Origin of the sequence: Dyadobacter sp. CY327 (genome assembly GCF_021390415.1) — a bacterium.
Lineage (GTDB): Bacteria > Bacteroidota > Bacteroidia > Cytophagales > Spirosomataceae > Dyadobacter > Dyadobacter chenhuakuii.
In genome coordinates this window covers 417,000-442,385 of the sequence record NZ_JAJUXJ010000008.1, presented here as the reverse complement: position 1 = coordinate 442,385, position 25,386 = coordinate 417,000, and the positions used below count along the sequence as shown (strand labels likewise).

Annotated in this window: 26 protein-coding genes; 22 read left to right on the top strand and 4 right to left on the bottom strand. The window is 44.8% G+C overall.

Features of this window, described 5'->3' with window-relative positions; genetic code table 11:
• The first annotated feature begins 95 nt into the window (after nt 1–95).
• The 11 genes from ilvA (at nt 96) to LZG74_RS24780 (ending at nt 9,828) form a co-directional block, all read left to right on the top strand.
• Nucleotides 96–1,352, top strand: a complete 1,257-nt coding sequence (ilvA, locus tag LZG74_RS24830; protein ID WP_233799152.1) for a threonine ammonia-lyase — start codon at nt 96–98, stop codon at nt 1,350–1,352.
• A 1-nt stretch (nt 1,353) separates the two neighbouring features.
• Nucleotides 1,354–2,202, top strand: coding sequence for a helix-turn-helix domain-containing protein (locus LZG74_RS24825; RefSeq protein WP_233799151.1), 849 nt, complete (start codon nt 1,354–1,356; stop codon nt 2,200–2,202).
• Between the two features lie 51 nt (nt 2,203–2,253).
• Nucleotides 2,254–2,541 (top strand): nucleotidyltransferase family protein, encoded by a 288-nt coding sequence (locus LZG74_RS24820; RefSeq protein ID WP_233799150.1) that lies wholly within the window; start codon nt 2,254–2,256, stop codon nt 2,539–2,541.
• Entirely contained in the window at nt 2,534–2,875 is a 342-nt protein-coding gene (locus tag LZG74_RS24815; protein ID WP_233799149.1) for a DUF86 domain-containing protein, read from the top strand. The genes LZG74_RS24820 and LZG74_RS24815 overlap by 8 nt, the downstream gene beginning before the upstream one ends.
• A gap of 202 nt (nt 2,876–3,077) precedes the next feature.
• Nucleotides 3,078–4,481: a 3-isopropylmalate dehydratase large subunit gene (gene leuC / locus LZG74_RS24810; protein ID WP_233799148.1), complete on the top strand. Its 1,404-nt coding sequence runs from the start codon at nt 3,078–3,080 to the stop codon at nt 4,479–4,481.
• 18 nt (nt 4,482–4,499) lie between these two features.
• On the top strand, nt 4,500–5,096 hold the full coding sequence (leuD, locus tag LZG74_RS24805) for a 3-isopropylmalate dehydratase small subunit (RefSeq protein WP_233799147.1): 597 nt from the start codon (nt 4,500–4,502) through the stop codon (nt 5,094–5,096).
• 17 nt (nt 5,097–5,113) lie between these two features.
• Nucleotides 5,114–6,685 (top strand): alpha-isopropylmalate synthase regulatory domain-containing protein, encoded by a 1,572-nt coding sequence (locus tag LZG74_RS24800; RefSeq protein WP_233799146.1) that lies wholly within the window; start codon nt 5,114–5,116, stop codon nt 6,683–6,685.
• A gap of 24 nt (nt 6,686–6,709) precedes the next feature.
• Nucleotides 6,710–6,988 (top strand): nucleotidyltransferase family protein, encoded by a 279-nt coding sequence (locus LZG74_RS24795; RefSeq protein ID WP_233799145.1) that lies wholly within the window; start codon nt 6,710–6,712, stop codon nt 6,986–6,988.
• Nucleotides 6,957–7,313 carry a DUF86 domain-containing protein gene (locus LZG74_RS24790; protein ID WP_233799144.1) on the top strand — a complete coding sequence of 119 codons (357 nt, stop codon included), beginning with the start codon at nt 6,957–6,959 and terminating at the stop codon, nt 7,311–7,313. The genes LZG74_RS24795 and LZG74_RS24790 overlap by 32 nt, the downstream gene beginning before the upstream one ends.
• Nucleotides 7,314–7,336: 23 nt before the next feature.
• A complete protein-coding gene (gene leuB, locus LZG74_RS24785) occupies nt 7,337–8,407 on the top strand; it encodes a 3-isopropylmalate dehydrogenase (protein ID WP_233799143.1) in 1,071 nt (356 codons plus the stop codon).
• A gap of 263 nt (nt 8,408–8,670) precedes the next feature.
• Nucleotides 8,671–9,828 (top strand): 2-isopropylmalate synthase, encoded by a 1,158-nt coding sequence (locus tag LZG74_RS24780; RefSeq protein WP_233799142.1) that lies wholly within the window; start codon nt 8,671–8,673, stop codon nt 9,826–9,828.
• 138 nt (nt 9,829–9,966) lie between these two features.
• On the opposite strand, the gene purU is transcribed toward LZG74_RS24780, so the two are convergent.
• Nucleotides 9,967–10,776 carry a formyltetrahydrofolate deformylase gene (gene purU, locus LZG74_RS24775; RefSeq protein ID WP_233799212.1) on the bottom strand — a complete coding sequence of 270 codons (810 nt, stop codon included), beginning with the start codon at nt 10,774–10,776 and terminating at the stop codon, nt 9,967–9,969.
• Nucleotides 10,777–10,916: 140 nt separating this feature from the next.
• Here purU and LZG74_RS24770 point away from each other — a divergent pair, with 140 nt between their 5' ends.
• Nucleotides 10,917–11,402 (top strand): GAF domain-containing protein, encoded by a 486-nt coding sequence (locus LZG74_RS24770; RefSeq protein ID WP_233799141.1) that lies wholly within the window; start codon nt 10,917–10,919, stop codon nt 11,400–11,402.
• A 62-nt stretch (nt 11,403–11,464) separates the two neighbouring features.
• On the opposite strand, the gene LZG74_RS24765 is transcribed toward LZG74_RS24770, so the two are convergent.
• Nucleotides 11,465–11,761 (bottom strand): muconolactone Delta-isomerase family protein, encoded by a 297-nt coding sequence (locus LZG74_RS24765; protein WP_026631951.1) that lies wholly within the window; start codon nt 11,759–11,761, stop codon nt 11,465–11,467.
• A gap of 283 nt (nt 11,762–12,044) precedes the next feature.
• On the opposite strand from LZG74_RS24765, the gene LZG74_RS24760 reads away from it, so the two are divergent.
• The 5 genes from LZG74_RS24760 (at nt 12,045) to LZG74_RS24740 (ending at nt 17,551) form a co-directional block, all read left to right on the top strand.
• On the top strand, nt 12,045–12,614 hold the full coding sequence (locus LZG74_RS24760) for an RNA polymerase sigma factor (RefSeq protein WP_026631952.1): 570 nt from the start codon (nt 12,045–12,047) through the stop codon (nt 12,612–12,614).
• Nucleotides 12,583–14,142 carry an outer membrane beta-barrel protein gene (locus tag LZG74_RS24755; RefSeq protein ID WP_233799140.1) on the top strand — a complete coding sequence of 520 codons (1,560 nt, stop codon included), beginning with the start codon at nt 12,583–12,585 and terminating at the stop codon, nt 14,140–14,142. The genes LZG74_RS24760 and LZG74_RS24755 overlap by 32 nt, the downstream gene beginning before the upstream one ends.
• A gap of 78 nt (nt 14,143–14,220) precedes the next feature.
• Nucleotides 14,221–15,456, top strand: coding sequence for a serpin family protein (locus LZG74_RS24750; protein WP_233799139.1), 1,236 nt, complete (start codon nt 14,221–14,223; stop codon nt 15,454–15,456).
• A gap of 193 nt (nt 15,457–15,649) precedes the next feature.
• Complete coding sequence (locus tag LZG74_RS24745; RefSeq protein ID WP_233799138.1) at nt 15,650–16,939, top strand: LVIVD repeat-containing protein; 1,290 nt, start codon at nt 15,650–15,652, stop codon at nt 16,937–16,939.
• A 24-nt stretch (nt 16,940–16,963) separates the two neighbouring features.
• A complete protein-coding gene (locus LZG74_RS24740) occupies nt 16,964–17,551 on the top strand; it encodes a hypothetical protein (protein WP_233799137.1) in 588 nt (195 codons plus the stop codon).
• Here LZG74_RS24740 and LZG74_RS24735 read toward each other — a convergent pair.
• Together LZG74_RS24735 and LZG74_RS24730 are read right to left on the bottom strand one after the other, a co-directional pair.
• The gene (locus LZG74_RS24735; protein ID WP_233799136.1) at nt 17,548–18,660 is read right to left on the bottom strand and encodes a glycosyltransferase family protein; all 1,113 of its coding nucleotides are present in this window, start codon (nt 18,658–18,660) and stop codon (nt 17,548–17,550) included. The two genes, LZG74_RS24740 and LZG74_RS24735, sit on opposite strands and share 4 nt — an antisense overlap.
• Entirely contained in the window at nt 18,657–19,529 is an 873-nt protein-coding gene (locus tag LZG74_RS24730; RefSeq protein ID WP_233799135.1) for a UDP-2,3-diacylglucosamine diphosphatase, read from the bottom strand. The genes LZG74_RS24735 and LZG74_RS24730 overlap by 4 nt, the downstream gene beginning before the upstream one ends.
• 177 nt (nt 19,530–19,706) lie before the next feature.
• Here LZG74_RS24730 and LZG74_RS24725 point away from each other — a divergent pair, with 177 nt between their 5' ends.
• The 5 genes from LZG74_RS24725 to LZG74_RS24705 all read left to right on the top strand — a co-directional run bounded on the left by LZG74_RS24725 (nt 19,707) and on the right by LZG74_RS24705 (nt 25,339).
• Nucleotides 19,707–21,158 (top strand): energy transducer TonB, encoded by a 1,452-nt coding sequence (locus LZG74_RS24725; RefSeq protein ID WP_233799134.1) that lies wholly within the window; start codon nt 19,707–19,709, stop codon nt 21,156–21,158.
• A 131-nt stretch (nt 21,159–21,289) separates the two neighbouring features.
• The gene (locus tag LZG74_RS24720; protein WP_026631960.1) at nt 21,290–22,153 is read left to right on the top strand and encodes an SPFH domain-containing protein; all 864 of its coding nucleotides are present in this window, start codon (nt 21,290–21,292) and stop codon (nt 22,151–22,153) included.
• Between the two features lies 1 nt (nt 22,154).
• Entirely contained in the window at nt 22,155–22,313 is a 159-nt protein-coding gene (locus tag LZG74_RS24715; protein WP_157486768.1) for an Arc family DNA-binding protein, read from the top strand.
• Nucleotides 22,314–22,390: 77 nt separating this feature from the next.
• On the top strand, nt 22,391–24,571 hold the full coding sequence (locus LZG74_RS24710; RefSeq protein ID WP_233799133.1) for a DPP IV N-terminal domain-containing protein: 2,181 nt from the start codon (nt 22,391–22,393) through the stop codon (nt 24,569–24,571).
• Nucleotides 24,572–24,601: 30 nt separating this feature from the next.
• Nucleotides 24,602–25,339, top strand: coding sequence for a hypothetical protein (locus LZG74_RS24705; RefSeq protein WP_233799132.1), 738 nt, complete (start codon nt 24,602–24,604; stop codon nt 25,337–25,339).
• Nucleotides 25,340–25,386: the final 47 nt, after the last annotated feature.

Sequence of the window (25,386 nt, the reverse complement as noted above, 5' to 3'; positions counted from 1 at the left end):
ATTTTTTTCTTTGCCGTTGGCTTAAGCCAACGGCAATTGAGAATATAGAGAAATTTGAAGCTTTGCAGCATGCAAGGCTTTTTTCATTAACAGCAATGGATACAGCTCACTCCGCTCCGACATTAGACAACATTTTCCTCGCCGCTGAAAGGCTTCGAGGCATCATTAACCATACACCGATTTTTTACAATGCGCATCTTTCTGAACAATATCAGGCCAATATTTATCTGAAAAGAGAAGATCTTCAAACCGTGCGTTCCTACAAAATTCGCGGTGCCTACAACAAAATGGCAAGCATGTCCGCCGAAGCACTTGCGGGCGGGGTCGTGTGTGCGAGCGCAGGCAACCATGCACAAGGTGTAGCATACGCATGCAGGAAAATGCAGGTTAAAGGAGCGATTTTCATGCCTACAACCACGCCAGCGCAGAAAGTAAAACAAGTTAGATTGTTTGGTCAGGAATGGATCGAGATCCACTTGGTAGGCGATACTTATGACGATGCCTACTATGCCTCCAAAGAATATCAAACCTTGAATAATGCCGTCTTTGTGCATCCATTTGACGATTTGCAAGTCATTGAAGGTCAGGGAACTGTGGGCTTGGAAATTTTCAAGGACGCTGATTTTAAGATTGACTATTTGCTGATGGCGATTGGCGGCGGAGGTTTAGCTTCGGGAATTTCTACTGTTTTCAAACAACTTTCGCCCAAAACAAAGCTAATAGGCGTCGAGCCGGAAGGTTCGCCGACCATGTATCAGGCCATGCAAGACGGGCGTGTGGTCACATTAGAGCACATTGACAAATTTGTTGACGGTGCTGCGGTTCGCAGGGCTGGCGAAATCACGTTTGAAATTTGCAGTAAAAGTCTTGATAAGGTGATTCTCGTTCCGGAAGGTAAAGTGTGCTCATCCATTTTACAGCTTTATAACGAAGAAGCCATCGTAGCCGAACCAGCCGGAGCGCTCACAGTTGCCGCATTGGATTTGATAAAAGATGAAATAAAAGGAAAAAATGTCGTCGCATTAATCAGCGGAGGAAATAATGACATTACCAGAACCGAAGAAATCAAAGAGCGCTCCTTGCTTTATGAAGGCTTAAAACATTACTTCATCATCCGCTTCCCCCAACGCTCCGGCGCATTCCGTGAATTTCTAAATGTCCTCGGCCCGAATGATGACATTGCCAGATTCGAATATGTTAAGAAAACCAACCGCGAGCAAGGCCCTGCATTAGTCGGCATTGAACTGAAAAATCGCGAAGATTTCGCACCATTAATTGAGCGAATGGACGCCAATCGGGTCGTTTACGAATATTTGAACGACCAGCCGGATTTGTTTCAATTTATGATTTGATATGCTCCGCGTCCCATCAGATATCAGCTCCCAAGAATTTGAATCTTTGAAGATTCAGGATATGACTTTTGTTGCCTATCGCAATGAGGTTTATCCTTCCAAATATGATGTATTCTTTGAAGAGCATGCGGTGATTGTGGTTTTAGAAGGGGAGAAGAAATTTACGAGTCCCACCCAAGAGGTGCATGTTGAGAAAGGCGACATTCTGTTTGTCCAACGTGGTTTCTATCTAATGTCGGAGTCAATCAATGAGTCTTATAAAAGCTTGGTTTTCTTTTTTGATGAAAAGCTATTAAAAGAATTCGTCAGCTTACATCCTGAGCTTTTCAATCCGGCTAAGGCGACGCCGGTTCTTGAAAATCCGATCCTGCTGTTGAAATCGGACGAGAATTTCGAGAAGTTCATCCAATCGGTTTTTCCTTATTTCAGGTCAAGAACTGAATTAAAGAATCATTTCCTTAGGCTTAAATTCCAGGAATTGCTGCTTCATTTGCTCGAACTGGATGATTCAAAACAGCTACGAGCGATTCTTTATAGTTTGTACAAAGGTGAAAAGGCTGATTTGTCGTTCTTGATGAATAGTTATTATTTGAAGCCATTAACATTAAATGAATTAGCGAGGTTATCCGGAAGAAGCCTTTCAGCATTTAAAAGAGATTTCCAAGACGAATTTAAAACTTCACCCGCGTTTTGGCTTAAAAATAAGAGACTTGATTACGCTGACTTTTTGTTGAGGAACAGTACAAAAAACGTCTCAGAAATCAGCACCGAGATTGGTTACGAAAGCGTTTCGCACTTTATAAAGACCTATAAAGAAAAGCATGGGAGGACGCCGAAGAAGCACAATTGATTTGGCATTCCGTGTTAAAAAGTCTAGATTGAATGATGATATTTCATTTCTATGGACACTAAAACTGTTTTAGATCGGCTTAATAAATCCAGAGGATATTTTTTCAGCAAATATCCTATAAAATCCATGGCACTTTTTGGCTCCTATGCCAGAAATGATGCCAATGACGGCAGCGATGTGGACATTCTTGTTGAGTTTTCGTCTCCTGTTGGCTTTGAATTTATTGATCTCGCCATAGAATTGGAAGATATGCTACAAACGAAAGTAGATCTTGTAAGTAAAAAGGGCTTGAAAGCTCCATTACTGCCTTTTATTGAGAAAAATTTAATTTATGTCTGAAAGAGTCCCGTCAATCTTGTTTTCGGATATGCTTGATTCAGTGGAAACTGTGCTGGATTATACTGCGGGGATAAATTTTGAAGGCTTTTTGGACGATAGAAAAACCCGCGACGCTGTAATCAGAAACATTCAAGTTTTGGGCGAAGCCGCAAATCGTGTCCCGAAAGATGTCCGCGAAAATTATCCTGACATTGAATGGATGCGAATCATCAGATCCAGGCACATTCTTGTACACGATTATGCTGGAATAGACTACGAAATAGTCTGGCGAATTATTGAAGTTCACCTGCCTCCGCTTAAAGAAGCGCTTATTAGAATGACAAGTGGTCAGTGATCAACAATGATAAGCAATAGCAATTTCCGCTCAAACTTCTGCAAAAAACCAAAATCACTATTTTTTGAACCTTTAACGTTATATTAATTACCTTGAATTTGTGGTAATTTGTAATCTCATTTCTCCTTTTGAGAAAACAGCGATTCATGTCGCAATTTCTTAGAAGTCAGTCTTGAAGAGGCGAAATTTTAATAATCATCAAATGAGTAATCAAGCGAATACCCTTTTCGACAAGGTGTGGGATGCACACGTTGTTCGCAAAATTGCAGATGGTCCGGATGTGTTCTTCATCGACCGTCATTTTATCCACGAAGTAACCAGCCCGGTTGCATTTCTGGGTCTTGAAAGCAGAAACATCGGCGTAATGTATCCTGAAAGAACATTCGCCACAGCCGACCACAATACACCAACAGTTAACCAACATCTTCCGGTTGAAGACCCGCTTTCTGCAAATCAATTGAAAGCGCTGGAAACCAACTCATTGAAATACGGAATTTCACACTGGGGCCTTGGCCACGCCAGAAACGGAATTGTGCACGTGGTGGGTCCTGAAAATGGGATCACTCTTCCTGGCATGACGATCGTTTGTGGGGATTCTCATACATCTACACATGGCGCTTTTGGTGCAATTGCCTTTGGTATAGGCACTTCTGAGGTTGAAATGGTGCTTTCTTCGCAATGCATTATGCAGCCGAAGCCTAAGAAAATGCGTGTGAATGTCAATGGAACATTAGGCAAAGGGGTTACGCCAAAAGACGTTACACTTTACATTATTTCAAAACTGACAACTGCCGGCGCAACGGGTTATTTTGTTGAATATGCGGGTGACGTTTTCAGAAATATGAGCATGGAGGGCCGTATGACGGTTTGTAACATGAGCATTGAAATGGGTGCACGCGGCGGCATGATCGCTCCGGACGAAACTACATTTGCGTACATTGATGGCCGCGACCAGGCTCCAAAAGGAGAGAAGTGGGACGAGGCGCTTGCTTACTGGAAAACACTGAAAACAGACGAAGGCGCTGTTTTTGACAAAGAATATACTTTCGATGCAGCGGACATTGAGCCCATGATCACTTACGGAACGAATCCGGGAATGGGTCAGGGAATATCCAGGAATATCCCAACTTCGGAACAAGTCGAAGGCGGAAAGTCTACATACGATAAGTCATTGGCTTACATGGGCTTTCATGAAAATGAATCCATGCTAGGAAAGAAAATCGACTACGTTTTCATCGGAAGCTGCACGAATGGTCGCATTGAAGATTTCCGTGCATTCGCTTCGATTGTAAAAGGTCGTAAAAAGGCTGATAATGTGACGGCTTGGGTGGTTCCAGGTTCACACATTGTTGAGGCTCAGATTAAAGAAGAGGGGATTTTGGACATTCTTACGGAAGCCGGTTTTGAGCTTCGTCAGCCTGGATGCTCAGCTTGTCTGGCGATGAATGATGACAAAATTCCAGCCGGAAAATATGCTGTCAGCACGTCAAACCGGAATTTCGAAGGTCGCCAAGGGCCGGGCGCGAGAACGCTTCTGGCTAGTCCATTGGTGGCTGCGGCTGCGGCAGTGACCGGCGTTGTTACAGACCCACGTGATCTTCTTTAATTCAAACCCGACATTAACATGGCTTACGATAAATTCACAGTTTTAAAAAGCACGGCAGTTCCTTTGCCGATAGAAAACGTTGATACAGACCAGATTATCCCTGCGCGTTTTCTGAAAGCAACCAAGCGCGAAGGATTTGGCGACAACCTTTTCCGTGACTGGCGCTACAACGGCGATGATACGCCGAAGACAGATTTTGTACTAAACAATCCGATTTACAAAGGAAAAATCCTGGTAGGCGGTCACAATTTCGGAAGCGGATCGAGCCGGGAGCATGCTGCCTGGGCGATCTATGATTACGGTTTCCGTTGCGTGGTTTCCAGCTTTTTTGCGGATATTTTTAAAGGTAACTCATTGAATATCGGCATTTTGCCGGTTCAGGTTAGTCCTGAATTTCTGGATAAAATATTCCAGGCCATTGAGGCTGATCCGAATGCGGAATTCGAGGTGAACCTTGATGCGCAGACGATCACGATCGTAGGCTCCGGCGAATCTGAATCTTTCGACATCAATGGTTATAAAAAACATAACATGATGAATGGCTTCGACGATATCGATTATCTGCAAGCTATGAAAGGCGAGATCAAGGAGTTTGAAGCAGAAAGAATCTATTAAAGCCGGCCGCCGCACTTATGAACAGCCGCTATATTGAAATAATGGACACGACACTCCGCGACGGTGAGCAGACCAGCGGCGTGTCGTTTTCCGCATCAGAAAAGTTGACCATTGCGCAAATCCTGTTGCAGGAAGTGAAGGTAGACCGCATTGAAATCGCTTCGGCCCGGGTTTCGGAAGGAGAATTTCAGGCTGTCCGGAAAATCACTGAATGGGCAAGGGCCAATGGTTTTCTGGATAAAATTGAAGTTTTAACTTTTGTAGACGGCGACGCTTCCATTAACTGGATGCTGGAATCGGGTGCGCGTGTGATGAATCTTTTGACCAAAGGTTCGCTGAATCATTTAAAACATCAGCTTAAAAAGTCACCTGCCGAACATTTTGAAGACATTCGTAAGGTGATTGAATTGGCTGAAAACCAAGGTATCGATTGCAATGTCTATCTCGAAGATTGGAGCAATGGCATGCGGGATTCACCCGAATATGTTTTCCAATCGCTTGATTTCCTGGTTACCCAGCCGGTAAAACGGATTTTGCTGCCTGATACGCTGGGCATTCTAACGCCTTCGGAATCCTATACTTTTGTCAAGTCGATCGTTGACCGTTATCCTGACAGCCATTTCGAGTTCCACGCGCATAACGACTATGACCTGAGCGTTGCGAATGTCATGGAAGCATTGCGTGCAGGTGCGCATGGGCTGCATTTGACGGTGAATGGCATGGGTGAAAGAACGGGTAATGCGCCGCTGGCGAGCACAATTGCAGTCATCAATGACCTCATGCCGGAGTTTAAAACGTCTGTCAACGAGCGCTCATTATACACGGTTAGCAAGCTGGTTGAGACATTTTCTGGTGTTCGTATCCCATCTAATAAGCCAATTGTTGGTGAAAGTGTCTTTACTCAAACAGCTGGCATTCACGCGGATGGCGATAAAAAGAACAATCTGTATTTCAGTAAGTTAATGCCAGAGCGTTTCGGTCGTCAGCGGCTTTATGCTTTGGGTAAAACTTCCGGAAAAGCTAATATTGAGAATAATCTTAGGGATCTGGGAATCTCCCTGTCTGACTCGGATCTTAAAAAAGTCACGCAGCGGATTATTGAACTCGGCGATCGCAAAGAAGCGGTGACGCCAGAGGATCTGCCCTATATCATTTCTGATATTCTGGCTAGTAATGCCATTGAGGAGAAGGTTGTTATCGTCAATTACGTGCTTACGCATTCTAAAAATTTAAAGCCTTCTGCCACACTGCAAATCAGGTTTGAAGACGAGATTTTCGAAGAAAATGCGCAGGGCGACGGTCAGTATGATGCCTTTATGAATGCGTTGAAGAAAATATATTGCCGTAAAGGAATCAGTCTGCCCATGCTAACGGATTATGCAGTGCGCATCCCGCCCGGTGGAAAAACCGATGCTCTTTGCGAAACGATCATTACCTGGGAAATCAACGGTAAGGACGTAAAAACCAGAGGCTTAGACTCCGACCAAACCGTCTCAGCCATCATGGCCACGCAAAAAATGCTAAACCTAATCGGCATTCCCGCAAGCCCGGAACTGATCGGCGAAATCCCGCTGGTTAGCGCGATTTGATTAATTTGACCAAAAAATAATAGAATGGACAAGTCACAATTATATCAAAACCTCAAAAACTATCTTTTGCAAAAGAAAGTGACAAAGGCGGCTGTCTTTGGTTCTTTTGCACGAAATGAGGAGAATGATGATAGTGATCTTGACCTTTTGATTGAAGCGAGCGGGCTTACTATGTTTGATATTTTGCGTATTGAGGATGAATTAGAATCGATCTTCAAGCGGAAAATTGATCTGGTTGAGTTTAAGGCCGTTAAATCTTCCATTCAAAAATATGTTTTTGAGAATACGGTCGAGCTTATATGATTCGGGACGATTTGGTTTACATTCAGGACATTATAGAGTCGATTGGGATTATAATGGACTAGTAGAAGGGAAATCGGAAACGGATTTTGAAGTAAGCCTGATGTTACAGGATGCGGTTTATCGCCGGTTTGAAATCATCGGTGAAGCAGCGACCAAAGTTTCAGATGCTTTCAAAGAAGCACATTCAGATATTGAATGGCGATTGATGAAACTAATGCGAAATAAGCTGATTCATGAATATTTTGGAATCTCATCCAACGCCGTTTTTGCAACCATAAGAGAAGATTTGCCACCGCTTTTGGCGAGAATGAAAATGATTAAATAATTGATTATCAATTCAAACAATTAATGAAGAAAAATATTCTAATCGTTCCGGGGGATGGAATCGGACAGGAAGTTACAGAAGTTGGGAAAAGTGTTTTGGTGAAAATTGCTGAGAAATTCGGTCACGAATTCAGCTATGACGAAGCATTAATGGGCCACGTTGCCATTGAAGCGACTGGTAACCCGCTTCCGGATGAGACGCTTGAAAAAATGCGTAACTCGGATGCAATCCTATTTGGCGCCGTAGGCCATCCGAAATATGACAATGACCCAACTGCCAAAGTTCGTCCGGAGCAAGGCTTGCTGAAAATGCGTAAGGAGCTTGGTTTGTATGCCAATTTGCGCCCTATCAAGTTGTTTGATGAGCTTTTGAGTGCGTCTTCGATTAAGCCCGAAATCCTGAAAGGTTCGGATATTCTTTTCTTCCGTGAGCTTACGGGGGATATTTATTTTGGTGAAAAAGGTCGTAAAAATGATAACAACACTGCTTACGACATTGCGGAATACAGCAGATACGAAGTGGAACGCATTGGTCGCAAGGCATTTGAAGCTGCTCGTACGCGTGGCAAAAGATTGATGTCAGTTGATAAAGCTAACGTTTTGGAAACAAGCCGTTTGTGGAGAGAAGTGATCCAGGCGCTTGCTCCTGAGTATCCGGATGTTACGGTAGAACACCAGTTTGTGGATTCAGCGGCAATGTTGCTGATCAAAGATCCAAGACGCTTCGACGTTGTGGTAACGGCTAATTTGTTCGGAGACATTCTGACGGATGAAGCAAGCCAGATTGCAGGCTCTATGGGCATGTTGGCGTCTGCTTCTGTGGGCGATAGCACGGGCGTCTACGAGCCGATCCACGGTTCAGCGCATGACATTACTGGAAAAGGCATTGCTAATCCGTTAGCTTCTGTTCTTTCTGCTGCATTGTTGCTGGACATTTCATTTGGCTTGAAAGAAGAATCGGACGCGATTATTGCAGCGGTTGATAAGCTTTTGAAAGATGGTTTCCGTACAAAAGACATTTCGGATGCTTCGACGCCTGCGCACTTGCTATTGAACACGCAATCAGCTGGTGCTGAGCTTTTGAAAAGAATCTGATTTAATAGAAGTTTTGCCAAATAATATTTGTTTGAAGGAAAACTTATGTTTTATTTGCAGAACAAAATGTTGTTAGCGAAATTTCGCAACCTGATATCATGAACGCACTCGAATTGAACCTTAATCTCCTGAATTTGCTGATACCGTAAATACGGGAAAGGTTATGTTTTGATTCGTTTGAAACCCTTTCTCTAATCCGGAAAGGGTTTTATATTGTTTGAAATTTATTAAATTCGTATCCATTAAAATTTTGATACCCACCAATGAGTAATCGAGTCCAGATCTTCGACACAACTTTGCGAGACGGCGAGCAGGTTCCAGGCAGCCAATTAACGACAGAAGAAAAGGTTGTTGTAGCCAAGCAGCTCGAAAAACTCGGTGTAGACATTATTGAGGCCGGCTTTCCGGTTTCAAGCCCTGGCGATTTTAATTCTGTTGTTGAAATATCCAAAGCAGTGCGCGAGCCTATCATTTGCGCGCTTTCGCGGGCGGTGCCGGGCGACATTGATGCGGCTGCCAATGCATTGCGATACGCACGTCGCGGACGCATTCACACGGGCATCGGTTCTTCGGACATTCACATTCAGCACAAATTCAATACAACACGCGAAAAGATTCTCGAAAGAGCGATTACAGCCACGAAATACGCAAAGAGCAAGGTTGAGGACGTGGAGTTTTATTGCGAAGATGCAGGACGTGCGGATCTGGTTTTCCTTGCGCAATTGGTTGAAGCAGTGATTGGTGCTGGCGCAACAGTGGTAAACATTCCGGACACAACCGGATATTGCCTTCCGGACGAGTATGGGTCCAAAATCAAATACATCTTCGAGAACGTTTCGAACATTCATAAAGCGGTTATTTCCATTCACTGCCACAATGATTTGGGATTGGCGACTGCGAATTCTATCGCGGGCATAAGCCAGGGAGCGCGCCAGGTTGAGGTTACGATCAATGGAATTGGTGAAAGAGCTGGAAATACGTCTTTGGAAGAAGTTGTGATGGCTTTGACAGTCCACAAAGAACTTGGTTTGGAAACGGGAGTTAACACGCAATTCATTTATCCAACGAGCCAGCTGGTTTCGAAAATGATGCGCATGCCGGTTCAGGCAAATAAGGCGATTGTGGGACGGAATGCATTTGCACATTCATCCGGAATTCACCAGGATGGTTTCTTAAAACACCAGTTGACTTACGAAATCATGAACCCGCAGGATGTGGGCGTGGATAAGTCGGACATTGTTTTGACGGCCCGTAGTGGTAGACATGCTTTGAAGCACCGCCTAGAATTACTTGGATTTAGCTTCGACAAGCCAGCATTGGACGAATTATATACAAGATTCCTCGAAGTAGCCGATTTGAAGAAGGAAGTGAACGACGCAGATCTGGTAGATTTGGCCAGAACAGCGATCCCAGTGGAATAATTAGAAAATCATTAAAAAGCATAACCCATTGAATCTGAATTTGATGTTTTAAAGAATTATTTGTAACATTACATATTCAATAACATCCATCAGATTGCAAAAAGCCCTCGGTGATTCTGACTAAGGGCTTTTTTCTTGTTACAGGATAATGGTTCGGTTGCCGTGAATAAACACGCGATCATTGAAAACCAGCTTCAACGCCTTCGACAAAACGCCCTTTTCCGTATCCCTTCCTAATGTAGCCATATCCGACGCAGTTTGCCGGTGATCCACTGACTTTACGTCTTGCGCAATGATAGGTCCTTCGTCCAGATCGTTGTTTACAAAGTGCGCCGTGGCACCGATAATTTTGACGCCGCGCTCGTAAGCCTGTCGGTAAGGATTCGCGCCGATGAACGCAGGAAGGAAGGAATGGTGAATGTTAATGATCTTGTCCGGGAATTGATTGACAAAATTTGGCGTGATGACGCGCATGTATTTGGCCAAAACCAGATATTCCGGACGGTAAATGTCCAGTGTTCTCAAAATAGCTTCTTCATGCTCTTCCCGCGTGCGGTTTTCGTGGGAAATGAAGTGAAAAGGAATGCCGAATTTGCTTACGAGCGGCTGTAATGTGTTGTAATTGCTGATCACGGCCAGAATTGTGGCATCCAGCTCGTCAAATGCGTATCTGATCAAAAGTTCGCCTAAGCAATGGTGCTCCTTAGTCACCATGAGCACAATGTCCTTTTTCTTTTTGGGGTTAATGCGAAGGTTCAGACCGGCTGGTAAATCAGATTTCAGAACGTCCATTAACTTATCAATGTCCGTCTCGCCCTCAAACTCTGTCCGCATAAAGAAATATTTGGATGGGCTTACATATTCATCGTTGCGGATAATGTTCTGATTATGAGCAAAAAGGATGCGGGTAACCTGGTAAATCAAACCCTTGTGATCGGGGCCGTCCATTAATAGGATATGTCTTTGGATCATTCGTTTTAAACTAAATGGACTTAAAATTAGTATTTAACCCGTTATCTTTTCCAAAGGTTGCGGTAACTAATCGACTTCCGGGCCTGTTTCAATAATTGACAAAGATATTTACCAATATGGCAGAAGAACTAATAGTACCCACAAGCACAGACAGAGCGACGGTTTACAAAGCCCTGTTTCCACAAATTGAAGCATTAGTAACAACAGAAAGTGACCTCATCGCCAATCTGGCCAATGTTGCCGCGGCATTGAAGGAAGCATTCGGCTTCTTTTGGGTTGGATTTTATATTGTAAAAGAGGGCCAATTGGTGCTTGGGCCATTTCAGGGGCCGATCGCCTGTACGCGCATTGCATTCGACAAAGGTGTTTGCGGAGCCAGTTACTCCCAGAAAAAAACATTGATAGTGCCCGATGTTGAAGAATTCCCGGGCCACATTGCCTGCAATTCCGCTTCAAAGTCAGAAATCGTTTTACCCGTTTTTCACCGGAATGGAACTGTGGCTATGGTGCTGGATGTGGATAGTGATGAATTAAATGATTTCAGTGAGGTCGATGCCGAAGAATTAGGCAAGATTATCAGACTTATCGAGCGAAAACTATAATTGATTTAAAGCAAAAAGCCCTGCTACGGTCTCGTAACAGGGCTTTTTGTATGGTCTTTGGCCTAGTTCAAAGAAAACATCGGCAACCTCAGTGCAACCACATTGTTGAACATGAGTTTGGAAATTTTTGGATCCATATAATCAATCAGCGGGAATTCAGACACAAGTGACATTACTTCAAACTCGCTGTCTGCTCTTACCACGCACCAAAGTCTGGAGTAATCTTCCGAAAGGGCATAGGACATCAGCCGTCCCTGCTCCATCATTTCATTAATCTTTTTTCTTTGAGCAGGTATTTTCGCTGTAAAATCTTCCGACATAACAGCCGGAAGTTGAATTTCAACCATGTATTGGCTCATAGGTGATAGAAGTTAGGTGTACAGAAATACCTTAGCGTTTACTTCACTTGTAATAAAAGGATATGTATCAATGATTAGTTCCTGCATGTAATGTAGCAAACATTATCAAAAAACCTTTTTTACTTTTTCCAACCATTTCAATGTGCATCGTGTCAAACCTAATACGAATTGCCCTGGTCAGAATTGTGCAATGCGTTAGCCATGAAGCAGTATTCATCTATCTTTGGGATAGCGGTGCTGATTTTTATAACAATAAACCGAACGAAGCACCCCTAAACTTCGGATGACCTTTAACGAACAGGAATTAGTGCAAGGCTGCAAGCAGCGCAACCGGTCTGCCCAAAGACAACTTTATGATGTCTTCGGGGGCAAGCTGTTTGCTATATGCCTGCGTTACACTAAAAACCGGACTGATGCTGAGGATGTTTTACAGGATGCTTTTATTAAAATTTATGAAAATATAGATTCATTCAGAAACGATAGTCCATTAGAGTATTGGCTCCGTTCTGTAGTAGTGAACACAGCATTGAACCATCTGAGGCAGCAGAAATATCTGAAAGACCTCGATGACATTGATTTATACCATAATGGCATTGCTGATAGGGAAGTAACATTGGGGGATTTTCAGTTGAAACAACTTTTGGAAGTCATAAAAGAGTTGCCAACCGGATGTCAGACCATATTTAACCTGTATGCCATTGAAGGTTATCAGCACAATGAAATAGCCCAAAAGCTGGGCATATCAGAAGGAACCTCAAAGTCGCAATATGCGCGGGCGAGAGGGCTTCTTCAACAGAAATTGAACAAAGAAAAAAGATTTAATGATGGATCCGTCCGAGATAAACAACTTTGAAGATCAGTGGCGAAAGGCTTTGAAAGAAGCCTCCGAGGCTCCTCCTCAATCAGTTTGGGAGGGCATAGAAGCACGTCTCGATCAACAGGATAAAGGAATGATACTGCCGCTTTGGTGGCAGTCATCTAAGATATGGTATGCAGCAGCCTCTATTGTAGCACTGTTGCTGGTAGGCGGTGGGATTTGGTATTCCAATTCAGAAATGAACGGAAGTAAGATCAATACTGAAATTGCTGTCAAACAAAATGCAAAAGAAGGTGTAACAACTGACAACCAGACGCCGGAAGCTGGAATAGGAGAGGCTGAAACAAGCGCAGATGCGAAGGCCAATCTACAAGCTGAGACAGATGCTCCAACTAAGAAAAGCCGACAAGCTGAAACAAGCGCAGATGCCGGTCAAGAGCAACTGGCTGTTGTGAAAAGCAAGAAGGGAAGCTCAACAGCTATTCGTAAGCCTTCCATCAGCAATGAAAATCAGACATTAGCATTAGAGAGATCGCCAGAAAGCGCCGCTTCGACGTCATCCGAAAAATCAGCTTTTACGGACACTAAAACCCCTGTGGCTTCGGTCATAGATAACAATGCAGGCCTTGCTAATGGTGTGGCAGATGTCGCTAATGCTCCGGCAAATGTTGCGAATGCTCCGGCCGAATCCACAATGGCGCTCGCATTATTGCCTATAACACCTTACAGCGACCTGGACATTCACATGCAGAAGCGCTATGTGTTTTTCCAGCCTGACGTTATCAAGGAAGAGCCTCTGACACCTGTAAAACACACCGAATATTACGCTGGACTAAGCCTGATGCCAGCGTCATTTAATCCTAATCTTACAGTGAAAGAAGCTCCCGTAGGCTTCTCAGGGCAATCATTATCCATGCGTAGAGCAGTTTCCGGAACCAGCGAGGCGGGAGCTTCCTATGCCGTACAAACGCAAGGCGGAATGCGGCTTTCCAAACATTGGTCGGTGGAGATGGGTGTGAGTTATCTAAAAGGCAACTCAACTTACGAGGGCGGAGGCTATGTTTTGAATGCATTCAGTAACAAATCTGCCAATGTTTTAGAGAATGCTTATGCAGGTCTTTCGCCGAGCTATGACGGAATGAACCAGGGGAAAACGCAGGATTTTGTCAACAACGGCGCGCTCTATATTGATGTAGCCAAAACAGTAAGCAACAATTATCAGTATTTGCAGCTGCCCGTTCAGGCAGGATTTACTATTTATCCCGAGAAAAAGTTTAATGCTTCTATTTTGGGCGGTATGATGGCCAATTTCTTCCTTAGCAATGAGCTGGAATCCGCATCGGGTGAAATTATCACCACTAAGGCCAGCGACGAGATTTATAGAAGCATGAACTGGGCAGCCACAACCGGCCTGCGATTTAATTACAGGCTTTCCCCGCGCTGGAATGCAAACCTGACAGGGTCATATCAGAAATCGGTAACATCAGGTTTCCGGTCTACTCAGAGCCTGGATTCACGGCCGTATCTGTACGGCGTTTCATGGGGAATGCGCTATTCTTTTTGAAATAAATCCAAATCAGTTCCAACCATTTTTTGATTTTGAGTTTCTAGGATAATGTAGATTAAAAACAATCTATTAGCCATGAACAAGATTCTTAAAACATTATTAATCCCAGGAATCATTGCCGGTACGATCATCAGTTGTACCAACGACAATCCGGGTCCGGATAATTTGCCGGACCCGATTTATCCGGTTCAGGTTCCATCCCGTATTTCAGCAGGGACAAATGAATTTTCATTTCAATTCCTTCACACCTTACAGCAGACAGAGGCTTCGGACAAAAATCTGTTCGTATCACCGCTGAGCCTGCATATGGCATTGGGCATGCTGCTCAATGGAGCCGAGAAGGAAACGGCCGACGAAATACTGAAAAGCCTGCAAATGGAAGGCGTTTCGCTCACAGATCTTAACAATGCTTACAAAACGCTGCTTAACGATCTGCCCATCGCAGATTCGAAAGTGTTCCTTGGCCTCGCAAATTCCCTTTGGTATAAAAGCGGTTTCAGTGTGCAGCCCGACTTTCAATCTGTTTTGAAAAATTCCTTCAATGCAGAGGCAACCGGTCTTTCGTTCGATGATGCAGCCAAAGACAAGATTAACCAATGGGCAAGTGATAAAACGAATGGTAAGATCAAAAAAGTAATAGATGAGATCAAGCCAGAGCACATCATGTTCCTGCTGAACGCATTGTATTTCAAAGGAGACTGGAAATATCAGTTTGACGCCAAGAATACCAGAGAAGAAACATTTAAGCTGGAAAACGGGAGCGGTAAGCCAGTTAAAATGATGTTTATCAAATCAAAATTTAAAACAACCAGCACCGAAACCTATTCGGCGGTCCAGCTTCCGTATGGAAACGGGCAGTACAATATGACATTGCTCGTTCCGAGAGGACAAAATACGGTGGATAAAATGCTCACAAGCGTCAGTGCAAGCGACTGGGACCGGATTCGCACCGGAATGCAGGAAGCAAACATTGAAGTAGGCTTACCCAGATTTACATTAGAATATTCGGCTCAGCTGAAAGAAACTCTGAGAGAAATGGGCATTCAAAAAGCATTTACTACCCAAGCCGAACTGGGCAAAATAAATCCGAAAGCGGACCTGTTTGTGGATTTCGTGAAGCAAGACGCCTACTTAGGCATTGATGAAAAAGGAACAGAAGCTGCGGCAGTGACTTCAATCGGCGTGGGCCTTACATCAGTTGGCCCGAACCAACAGGTGCTTTGTGATCGTCCGTTTGCACTGATCATCAGCGAAAATACATCCAATACGATCCTTTTCATGGGCAGGATCAAGAATCCGGAAAGCAAATAGGGTGAGCGGTTAGCTCATAAGATATTAAAGATAAAAAATGCCGGTAGTCCTGGCATTTTCGGGGTGCGTTATCGTCCGGAGGCCTTGCTTTCGGACGATTTTGTTTTGTATTACAACCATTTACAAAATCAACGTGTCATGCAATAAGTCAAGTTTAAATGTAATTATTGCTGGCCTCTATAATCTAACTGCTATGAAACCTAATCCTTTACTCTTGTTATTATTTCTTGCTGCAATGTGCTGGTCGTGCAATGACCAATGCAAGGAAACGCGTATTACCAGGCGCTTTACCAATGTTACACACTCTCTTCTGGAGCTGCGGACCATGGTTAAGAACGAATCACCCAGAGCGCTGGAACGGCCGGGTAAAATGTACATTAAGGGCGATTATCTTTTTGTAAATGAGATCAAATCAGGCATTCACATCATCAATAACAAAGACAAATCGCACCCCGAATTTATAACCTTCATCCGTATACCTGGAAACGGTGATATGGCTGTTCGTGACAACATTCTGTATGCCGACAGCTTTTCGGATCTCCTCGCGATTGACATCAGCGATCCTTCGAATCCAAAAGAAATGCAACGGATTAAGAATGTCTTCAAAAACGGCCTTTTCGATGGCGGCACCTGGACATTGAACGAAACAATGGGCGCTATTAACGATCAGAATGTAGATTTTGTAACTGAAACGGTGACTGTAAATTGCGAGGAAGGTGTAAATCCGGGCTGGTGGGGCGGATGGATGAATGACTCCTTTGCTCAGTCGTCGTTTTCCGGATCATCGTCATCGGCGCCCAGTTCCGGCGGAAGCAGTGGAAAAGCAGGCTCTATGGCGCGGTTTGCACTGCATCAGAACTTCCTTTATACAGTAACACAAAACAGCCTGCATCTTTTTGATGTTGCTATTCCCTCGAAACCAAAAGATTTTTCAACCATAAACTTCGGGTGGGGGATTGAGACCATTTTCCCGCACGACAACAAGCTTTTCATCGGCTCCAACACCGGAATGTTCATTTTTGACAACAGCAATCCGGCCGAGCCAAAACAACTCTCCACATTCCAGCACGGCCGCGCGTGCGATCCGGTGGTGGTGCAGGATAACATTGCCTATGTAACGATCAGGACCGGAACATTTTGCCAGGGATCGCAGAATCAGCTGGACCTCGTAGATGTAAGCAATCCTTCCTCGCCGCAGCTTATCAAAAGCTATCAAATGGAAAATCCGCACGGTTTAAGCATTGACTCGCCCACATTGTTCCTTTGCGAAGGCGAGCACGGGCTTAAAGTTTTTGATGTAAAAGATAAATTCAAAATCGACAAAAATCTGCTCGCCCACTTCAAGGATATGGACGCCTTTGATGTGATCTCATTGGGAAAAACATTACTGCTCATTGGAAAAGACGGATTTTACCAATACGATTCCAGCAATCCGAAGGATCTGCGGCTGCTTAGTAAAATTCCGGTCGGCAAAGCGATCTAGGCATTCCTCTTCAAAACGATCCCGATGAAAAAGTTAGCATTTCTAATAATGGCAAGCTCCTTGCTCATGGCGAGCAGTTTGCATGCGCAGAACCACATTCCGCTGAAATACACGAACCATACCGAATTCGGCGGCCTGTTTGGCAGGGTAAAATATGACTTTCAAGGCAACAACGGCCAGAGCCAGGTGGACAACAGGTTAAATCTGACGTTACAGACATTCAACGGAGTCATGCTGAGCAAGCGCCTGGCTGCCGGTGTGACTGTGGGGATAGATTGGTATAAAACAGCGCTGCTGAATCCTATCTCAGCAGGAGTCAGATATGATCTGACGAACAAAGGTGACGTAAAGCTATTCGTAACGGCTGATGCGGGTTACGGCTTTGCATGGTTTCAGGATGACTCCGATGGTTTCGGAACCACCGGCGGGCTCATGTTGAATCCCGGCCTGGGCCTTCGCATGGGCAAGCCGGGCGGCACGGCAGTTACATTCACAATGAGCTATAAACGGCAGGAAGCGCATATTACCAAAGTCCCTCAATGGAATCAGCTGGAACGCTGGGAAGACAGGGTTTACAACCGACTAGCGCTCAGGTTGGGAATCAGTTTCTAGACCTGTGCAGCAGTTGCTTTACTTTTTATGTCGAAAGACTCGATTTCTCTCAAGAACATCGCTTCACCACGGTGATACCAGGCGCGAAATTTCTGCGCCTGGTCCAGGTGTTTAGGTAAATAGTCGAGGATAACAGAGAGGTCAAACGATCGCGAAGTGACGCCGGCACCGGAAATGACGCCGTCCATAGCATTACATTCCTGCTCAAAATGATTGGGAACGGGCACCATCATTACTGGCTTGCCCAGATACATCGCCTCGCAAACCGATTCAAAACCCGCCGTCGTCACCAGCGCAGTGCAGCTTGCCAGCATTTGGAGGTATTTTTTGCTGTTAATGCGATGAAAAGTTAATGTTTCGTCATAAACAAATTCATCGGAAACCTCCGCATTATCCCAAAAGCAATGCAATCTCACCTCAGGATGCGACAGGTGCCATTGGATAATTTGCTTGCTAAGGCGGTGATGTGTCATGTAAACCAGGAAGAAATTCTCCCTAATTGTCTGCATCTGAACCACTTCCTTGCGTAATAATGGTGGCACAACCGTTATTTTCAGGTCATTCCTCGATTCAATCTCCCGGAACGACAACGCCAGGCGCTTAACCGCAAGCCAGGACGTAAGTTTTGAATTGAAATTGATAATCAGCTGATTAACCTTGCTGTTTTTCGGAAAAATGAATTTTGGATGCAATAAGAGATACTGATGCGCAACGCATACCATCGGAATTTTGGACCGATACAGCACATTATACAAGCCACTGAATGTCTCGTAAAAACTAATGATCAGATCGGGCTTAATGTCCTGAATTGTATTGTGGATCAGGCGCAGCCCGGCTAAATAGGCGCTGTGATTTTTAAGCAAGTTGTAAACAGTGGCCTTTAAATTAATCCCCTCAGCCTGGCTGTTATAAACAATGTTAGGTGCAGAGAAATGAAAAACCGGTGCAGCAACCTGTTCCTCAAAAAAAGCCGGAATAACGCGTCCGGGGGATACGCCTACCATGGCCGCTGCAACTTTATGCCCGGCATGCCGCAGGATTTGGCTCATTGAAATGGCTTGCGTCAAATGTCCGCGCCCTTCTCCCTGAACCAAGAAAAGGATTTTCATAGGAACCGCTGGTTTTTCCCTGGAAGCAAACTTGAAAATGCAACCTGCTTATCCATGCTTGCGGGGAAATTTTCAATGATCGTTTTGTTCGCCGATTTTTTGGAGGAACCCTTCTCCTGAACCGTATGCTGGTCGTAATAAAGCAGGCTCCAGTTTCCTTCAAAATCTTCAACCAGTGCGCTTAATGTTTCTACCCAGTCGCCGGAATTCATGTACATAATGCCGTCGATTTCGCGGATTGCAGGGTGATGGATGTGCCCGCAGATCACGCCATCGCAATTTCTGGAACGGGCCAGCTCGGTAAGCTTCTCTTCAAAATCTGTCATATAGTTCACCGCCATCTTTACAGACTGCTTGATGCGCTGTGAGAGTGAATAATACGATAACCCCCGCCATTCGCGATATCGGTTATAGAGCTTGTTTACCCATAAAAGAAATGTGTAACCCATATCGCCCAGGTAAGCGAGCCATTTCAGGTGTGTGGTAATAGAGTCAAAAACGTCGCCGTGTGTAATATAATATCGTTGAGAACCTGAGGTGAGAATGTAATCTTTCCGGATCTGGAAGTGCTTTCCAAGCCTCAGCGGGATGATCTGATCCAGGAAATCGTCATGATTTCCGCGGATGTAAATCACCTTGGTCTTGTTTTCCTCGATCATCTTCAAAACCCGCTTGAAAAACATGGTATGCTTCCGTTTCCAGACCCCATATTTTTTCAGTTGCCAGGCATCAATGATGTCGCCGTTCAGGATAAGCTTTTTGCAGGAATAGCTTTTCAAAAAATTAGTAACCTCTTCCGCCTTCGAACCACCTGCTCCGAGGTGTAAGTCAGAAATGATGATTGTTCTGAAGTGAGTTGTATCTCCCATATTACAAATATTCTCATTTAACATTACCTGGATGTTACTGGCAGGTTATCAGATGGTTAAGAATTTGCTTGCAAACTCTTAAAACCTGCTTGTAGAAGTATTTGGGGGTTATTTACGGTTACATATGAAATTCAAAAGAATACTTTTTTTATATTTGATTGAATATTTTTACAATCTATGAACCGACTTCTTCTCTTATTCTGCCTGTTCAGTGCATCTGTTTACGGGCAAAAAATCTACCTTCCCCACGAAGTTGAAAAGGGCGCGGAGCCAACCGGCGGCATTGCTTATTTAAGCCAATTTATTGCGTCCAATTTGCAGATTCCATTTTTAAGCGGGGTGAAGGGAATCAATGGCCGCGTTTATGTGAAAGGAATTGTTGAACCGGATGGAAGCATGTCGCAGCTCGAAATATCAAAAGGACTGGATTCCCTGACCAATAAAGAAGCCCTCCGCCTGATGAGCCTGTATAAAGCCTGGAAACCGGCAACTTTGAATGGTGAGAAAGTGCGGCAATCTATGATTTATCCCATTGCTTTTAAAACACCCCCAAATACCAGCTTCGACAGCACCAGATCTGCGCTCATCAATTATTTCGATGGCCGTTTCAGGGTTGCAAAAGATCCCAAAAAGTATGAATACAGGAGTGTAATGGCCGTTAATGATCAGGGTTATATCAACAATGACGTGATCTATGAGCAATTGAAGGGATCTAAATGGAAAGAGGTTGCCCGTGTCCCTTTTAAGAAGAAAGACATTTGGTATAATCTCGATTTTCGGCAAAGCGGTATCGACTCCGTGCAAGCTTACCAAATCATTGCCAGGGATGATAATGAGGCCAGTCACTCGTCAGAAGCCACATTTCAGATGAACGGGAAACTACTCGCTTACACCGAATACGGTCCTGGCAATAAAGCATCATTGATCAAAAAGTATGACCTGAATGGTATGGTAAGGGATATCACCATTGTTGGTGACAGCGCAAGCCTGCAATTGTCCTGGTACGACAATGGGCAGATCTGCACAGTTACGGAAGTCCCGGCGATGAAAGACAATGAATATCGTGAGCGCATGTTTGCCGATGCCTGGAACAGGGATGGGACTCAGATTGTAAAGGATGGTGAGGGTTATTGGAATTCAATTACCAGAATCAGCGCATCCAAAGTGCTCATTGAAGAAGGCCCGGTTACAAAGCGCCGGAAAAGTGGAAAATGGTCTGGCAAATGGACAGACGGAACGCTGCATTACGAGGAAACATATGATGATAAGGGAAATCTGCAACAGGGGATCGCTTACGAAGATGGAGAAAAACGGACTTACGATAACGCGATCGTGCAGCCGCAGTTCAAGGGCGGGCTTCCTAAAATGTACAGGTTTTTAGGCGAGAACATCCGTTATCCCATGGATGCATCGCAACGGGGCGTCACCGGCCGTGTATATCTGTCGTTTGTCGTTTGCGAAGACGGCAGCATGTGTGAGTATAAGGTCGAAAGCGGCGTAGGGTTCGGGCTCGACGATGAAGCGTTGCGTGTAGTAAAGAAAATGAGCGGAATGTGGGAGCCTGGCATGATGCGCGGGAAGGTTGTCAGGGTCAGATACAATTTGCCAATCAATTTTCAGATAAATTGAATCACCCAATCCGCCACTTATCCAATTCCAAAGCCGGTCAAAAGCTTTGGAATTTTTTTGTCCTAAAAAATAACAGAATCTGATCCTGATTTGATAATATTGTGATATCACTTTACTATCATATTATGACCATGAATGAGAAAGAATTACGATCGTCCTCAGGTTATGCGCTCTTTGGGCTGGGCCTGCTCTTAATGTTTGGTGGCGTCGGCCTTGTTGCGGCAGCCGGCACTGTGCTTGGTGGTGGCCTGGTTTTCGGAATAGGGTTTATAATTCTGATTGGCCTCACGGTCATTAACCCCAATGAAGCCGTTGTGACCACCTTTTTCGGAGACTATATGGGCACCATGAAGCAAAGTGGCTTGCGCTGGGTTAACCCACTGTTTCGGAGGAAAAAAATCAGCCTTCGGGCCAGAAACCTCAATGGTCAGAAATTAAAGGTAAACGACAAGCTTGGTAACCCCATCGAAATCGCCGCCGTGGTGGTATGGCGCGTGGGTGACACTGCAAAGGCATCTTTTGAGGTGGACGACTATGTAAAATATGTTGAAATCCAGTCGGAAGCAGCGGTAAGGCATCTCGCCGGAGTGTATGCGTATGACACGATGGAAGATGAAGACCTGCAAATCCAGGAAGTAACATTACGCGACGGAAGCGGAAAAATCAATGAAATGCTGGAAGCCGAACTCACCGAACGTTTGAGCCGTGCCGGCATTGATGTCCTGGAATCACGCATTAGTCACCTTGCTTACGCCCCGGAAATCGCGGGGGCCATGTTACAGCGCCAGCAAGCGTCGGCCGTTGTGGCAGCGCGCAGGCAGATTGTGAACGGAGCGGTAGGAATGGTGGATATGGCTTTGGCCATGCTTTCCGAAAAAGGGATTGTCCAGCTCGATGAAGAGCGGAAAGCGGCTATGGTAAGCAATTTGCTTGTTGTACTTTGCGGTGAAAAAGCGGCAACCCCGATCCTGAACGCGGGCACTTTGTATCCTTAATATGGCAGAAAAAAAAGCATTTGTTTTACGCGTAAATCCTGATATGCTCAAAGAACTCGAAGCTTGGGCACAGCAGGATTTTCGTAGTTTGAATGGTCAGATCGAATTTTTGCTGAGCGAGGCGTTGAAAAAACAGAAGCGCTCCAAGGCAAAAGAGTAAAAATCGGATCGTTCTGACCAAATATATTAAGTTTGTGTAACTTAGTTGTCCTACTATCTATTTACCAAAATTTTCAGATGAAGCACTTTGTCAGCACATTAATCTTAATACTGCTTACTTTTCAAATTCAAGCCCAAATTCCGGATACATTTCAATGGCTCCCCGACGGAACCGGCTATCGTGATGTTACCGAGCAGGGAATTGTAGAAACTACATTGCCGTCCCGACAAGAAAAAGTGATCGTAGCACAGGATGTACTTAAAAAAGCAGATGGGTCTCCAATGGAAATCAGGAGTTACACCATGAGCCAGTCGGGTGATAAAGTGTTGATATACACCAATTCAAAGCGCGTATGGCGTTATCAGACGCGTGGGGATTATTGGGTTTTTGATGTTGCTGGTAAAACATTGAAACAGCTCGGCAAAGGATTGCCGGCATCCTCCTTAATGTTCGCAAAATTCTCCCCGGATGGGAAAAAAGCAGGTTATGTAAGCAAGCACAATGTATATGCGGAAGACATTCAAAGTGGTGAAATAAAACAACTTACCACCGACGGCACCGACCGCGTCATTAACGGAACATTTGACTGGGCTTACGAAGAGGAATTCGATTGCCGCGATGGTTTCCGTTGGAGCGGCGACAGCAAATCCATCGCTTACTGGCAACTGGATGCGCGCAAGATCCGCAACTTCCTGATGATCAACACCACAGATTCTATCTACTCATTTAATGTTCCTGTGGAATATCCGAAAGTGGGTGAAACGCCTTCTCCTTATAAAATTGGCGTTGTAGACATTGCAAGCGCGCAAACCAAATGGATGAACATTCCAGGCGATCCGCAAAACACTTATGTGCCTAGAATGGAGTGGTCTGGCATGCCGAATGAGCTGGTGATCCAGCAATTAAACCGCAAACAAAACGAAAGCACACTGTTATACATTAATACAACCGACGGAAGTGCAAAACCATTTTACACAGAGAAAGACGCCGCCTGGATTGACATTAAAAGCCGTTGGGAAAATGACCCGATGGGCTGGGATTGGATTAACAATGGCAAGGAGTTCCTCTGGGTTAGTGAAAAAGATGGCTGGCGCCACACCTATCGCGTAAGCCGTGATGGGAAAAAAGAGACTTTGATCACCATCGGAAACTTCGATATGATCAATCCGGTGCGCATTGATGAGAAAAACAATGTCTACTACTTCACCGCATCGCCTGATAATGCTACACAGACGTATTTGTATAAAATTTCACTGGACGGAAAAGGGAAAGCGGAGCGCATAACGCCTGCCAATCAGTCGGGAACACATAGTTATGAGATTTCTCCGGGTGGAAAATTTGCCAGACATCAGTTTTCCAACGCCAAAACCGCCCCGTTACAGGAGTGGATATCTTTGCCAAAGCACGTTTCAATAGACCCGGCAAACTCCATTGCACAATCCACCGACAAGATCAATGCTGCGAAGTTAAACATTGAGTTTTTCAAGGTAAAAACTGCGGAAGGAGTTGAAATAGACGCCTGGATGGTGAAACCAACCAACTTTGACCCGGCTAAAAAATATCCGATCGTGTTTATGGTTTATGGTGAGCCAGCTGGAAGCACCGTGAAAGACGTTTATGGAACGGGCCGCAACCGCCTTTATTCAGGAAGCATGGCCGATGATGGTTACATTTATGCTTCTGTCGACAACCGCGGAACGCCGTCGCCAAAAGGAGCTGCCTGGCGGAAAGCGATTTATAAAAACATCGGAACGATCAACATTAAGGATATCGACGGCGCCGCAACGGCCATGTTCAAGCAATATGCGTTCATCGACACCAGTCGCGTTGCCGTACATGGATGGAGCGGTGGCGGCTCGTCCACATTGAATTTGTTGTTCCAATATCCGCAGCATTTCAAAACCGGCATTGCCGTAGCCGCTGTGGCCAATCAGCTGACTTACGACAACATTTATCAGGAGCGTTATATGGGCGTTCCGCAGGAGAACCGCGAAGATTTTGTGAAAGGCTCGCCGATTACGCATGCCAAAAATCTGAGAGGAAACCTGCTTTACATTCATGGAACAGGAGATGATAACGTGCATTATCAAAATGCTGAAATGCTTGTCAACGAGCTCATTAAACATGATAAAGTATTCCAATTCATGCCTTACCCTAACCGCTCGCATGGCATTTCAGAAGGCGAAGGGACATCAAAGCATTTGAGAAGCTTATTCACGGATTATCTTAAAAAGAATTGCCCTCCGGGAGCAAGATAATGTTGAACTGCAAGCCAAAAGTTTGACCAGATGAAATATTTTCTAAGCATACTAGCAGCGCTGACATGTTCCGTCGGCGCTGTAAAAGCACAACTGAGCGAAGGAACAAAAGTAGGCGTAGCAACCGGAAAAGGCCTTAATACGGACAGATCCGGTGTTTTTTGGTCATCCCCGACCGAATCCTCCGATGTGATCGGCGACTTCTACATTGATTCATTATGGCATGAAGGATCCGTTAAGCTCAATACACCTATGACCCAGTTCGGAGGCATGGAATCAGACAGTCTGGCGGGCATAACCATTCGCTATAATGTCCTGAACGATGAGTTGGAAGTGCTAGCCAAAAAGAATGACGTCCGGGTCATTAAATCCAGTTATATAAAGAGTTTTGAAACCAAAAATAGCGGGACGTCACAACGCTTCGTCAGCATCAAATCTCTAACTCCCGATACGGGTCTCAAAGGCGTTTGCGAAGTCCTCAGCTCCGGCAAACTAACCTTGATAAAACATTACAAACCCAAAATCACAAAACCCAACTACAACCCAGGCTTCGGAACCGGCCAGAAAAACACGATTGTGCGGCTGGATAGTGATTATTATGTGATTTCAAACAGCAAGCCAGAGAAGTTTAATGCTGGCAAGAAGGCTGTTTTGGCGCTGATGGCAGATAAAGAAAAGGAAGTTGAAGCTTACCTAAAAGAAAACAAGGCCACCCTAAAGAGCGACCTTGATTTGAAAAACGTGTTTGATTTTTATAATAAGATGTAGATCGTCCAATGCCCTGTCATGCTGAGCGGAGCCGAAGCACGCTACTC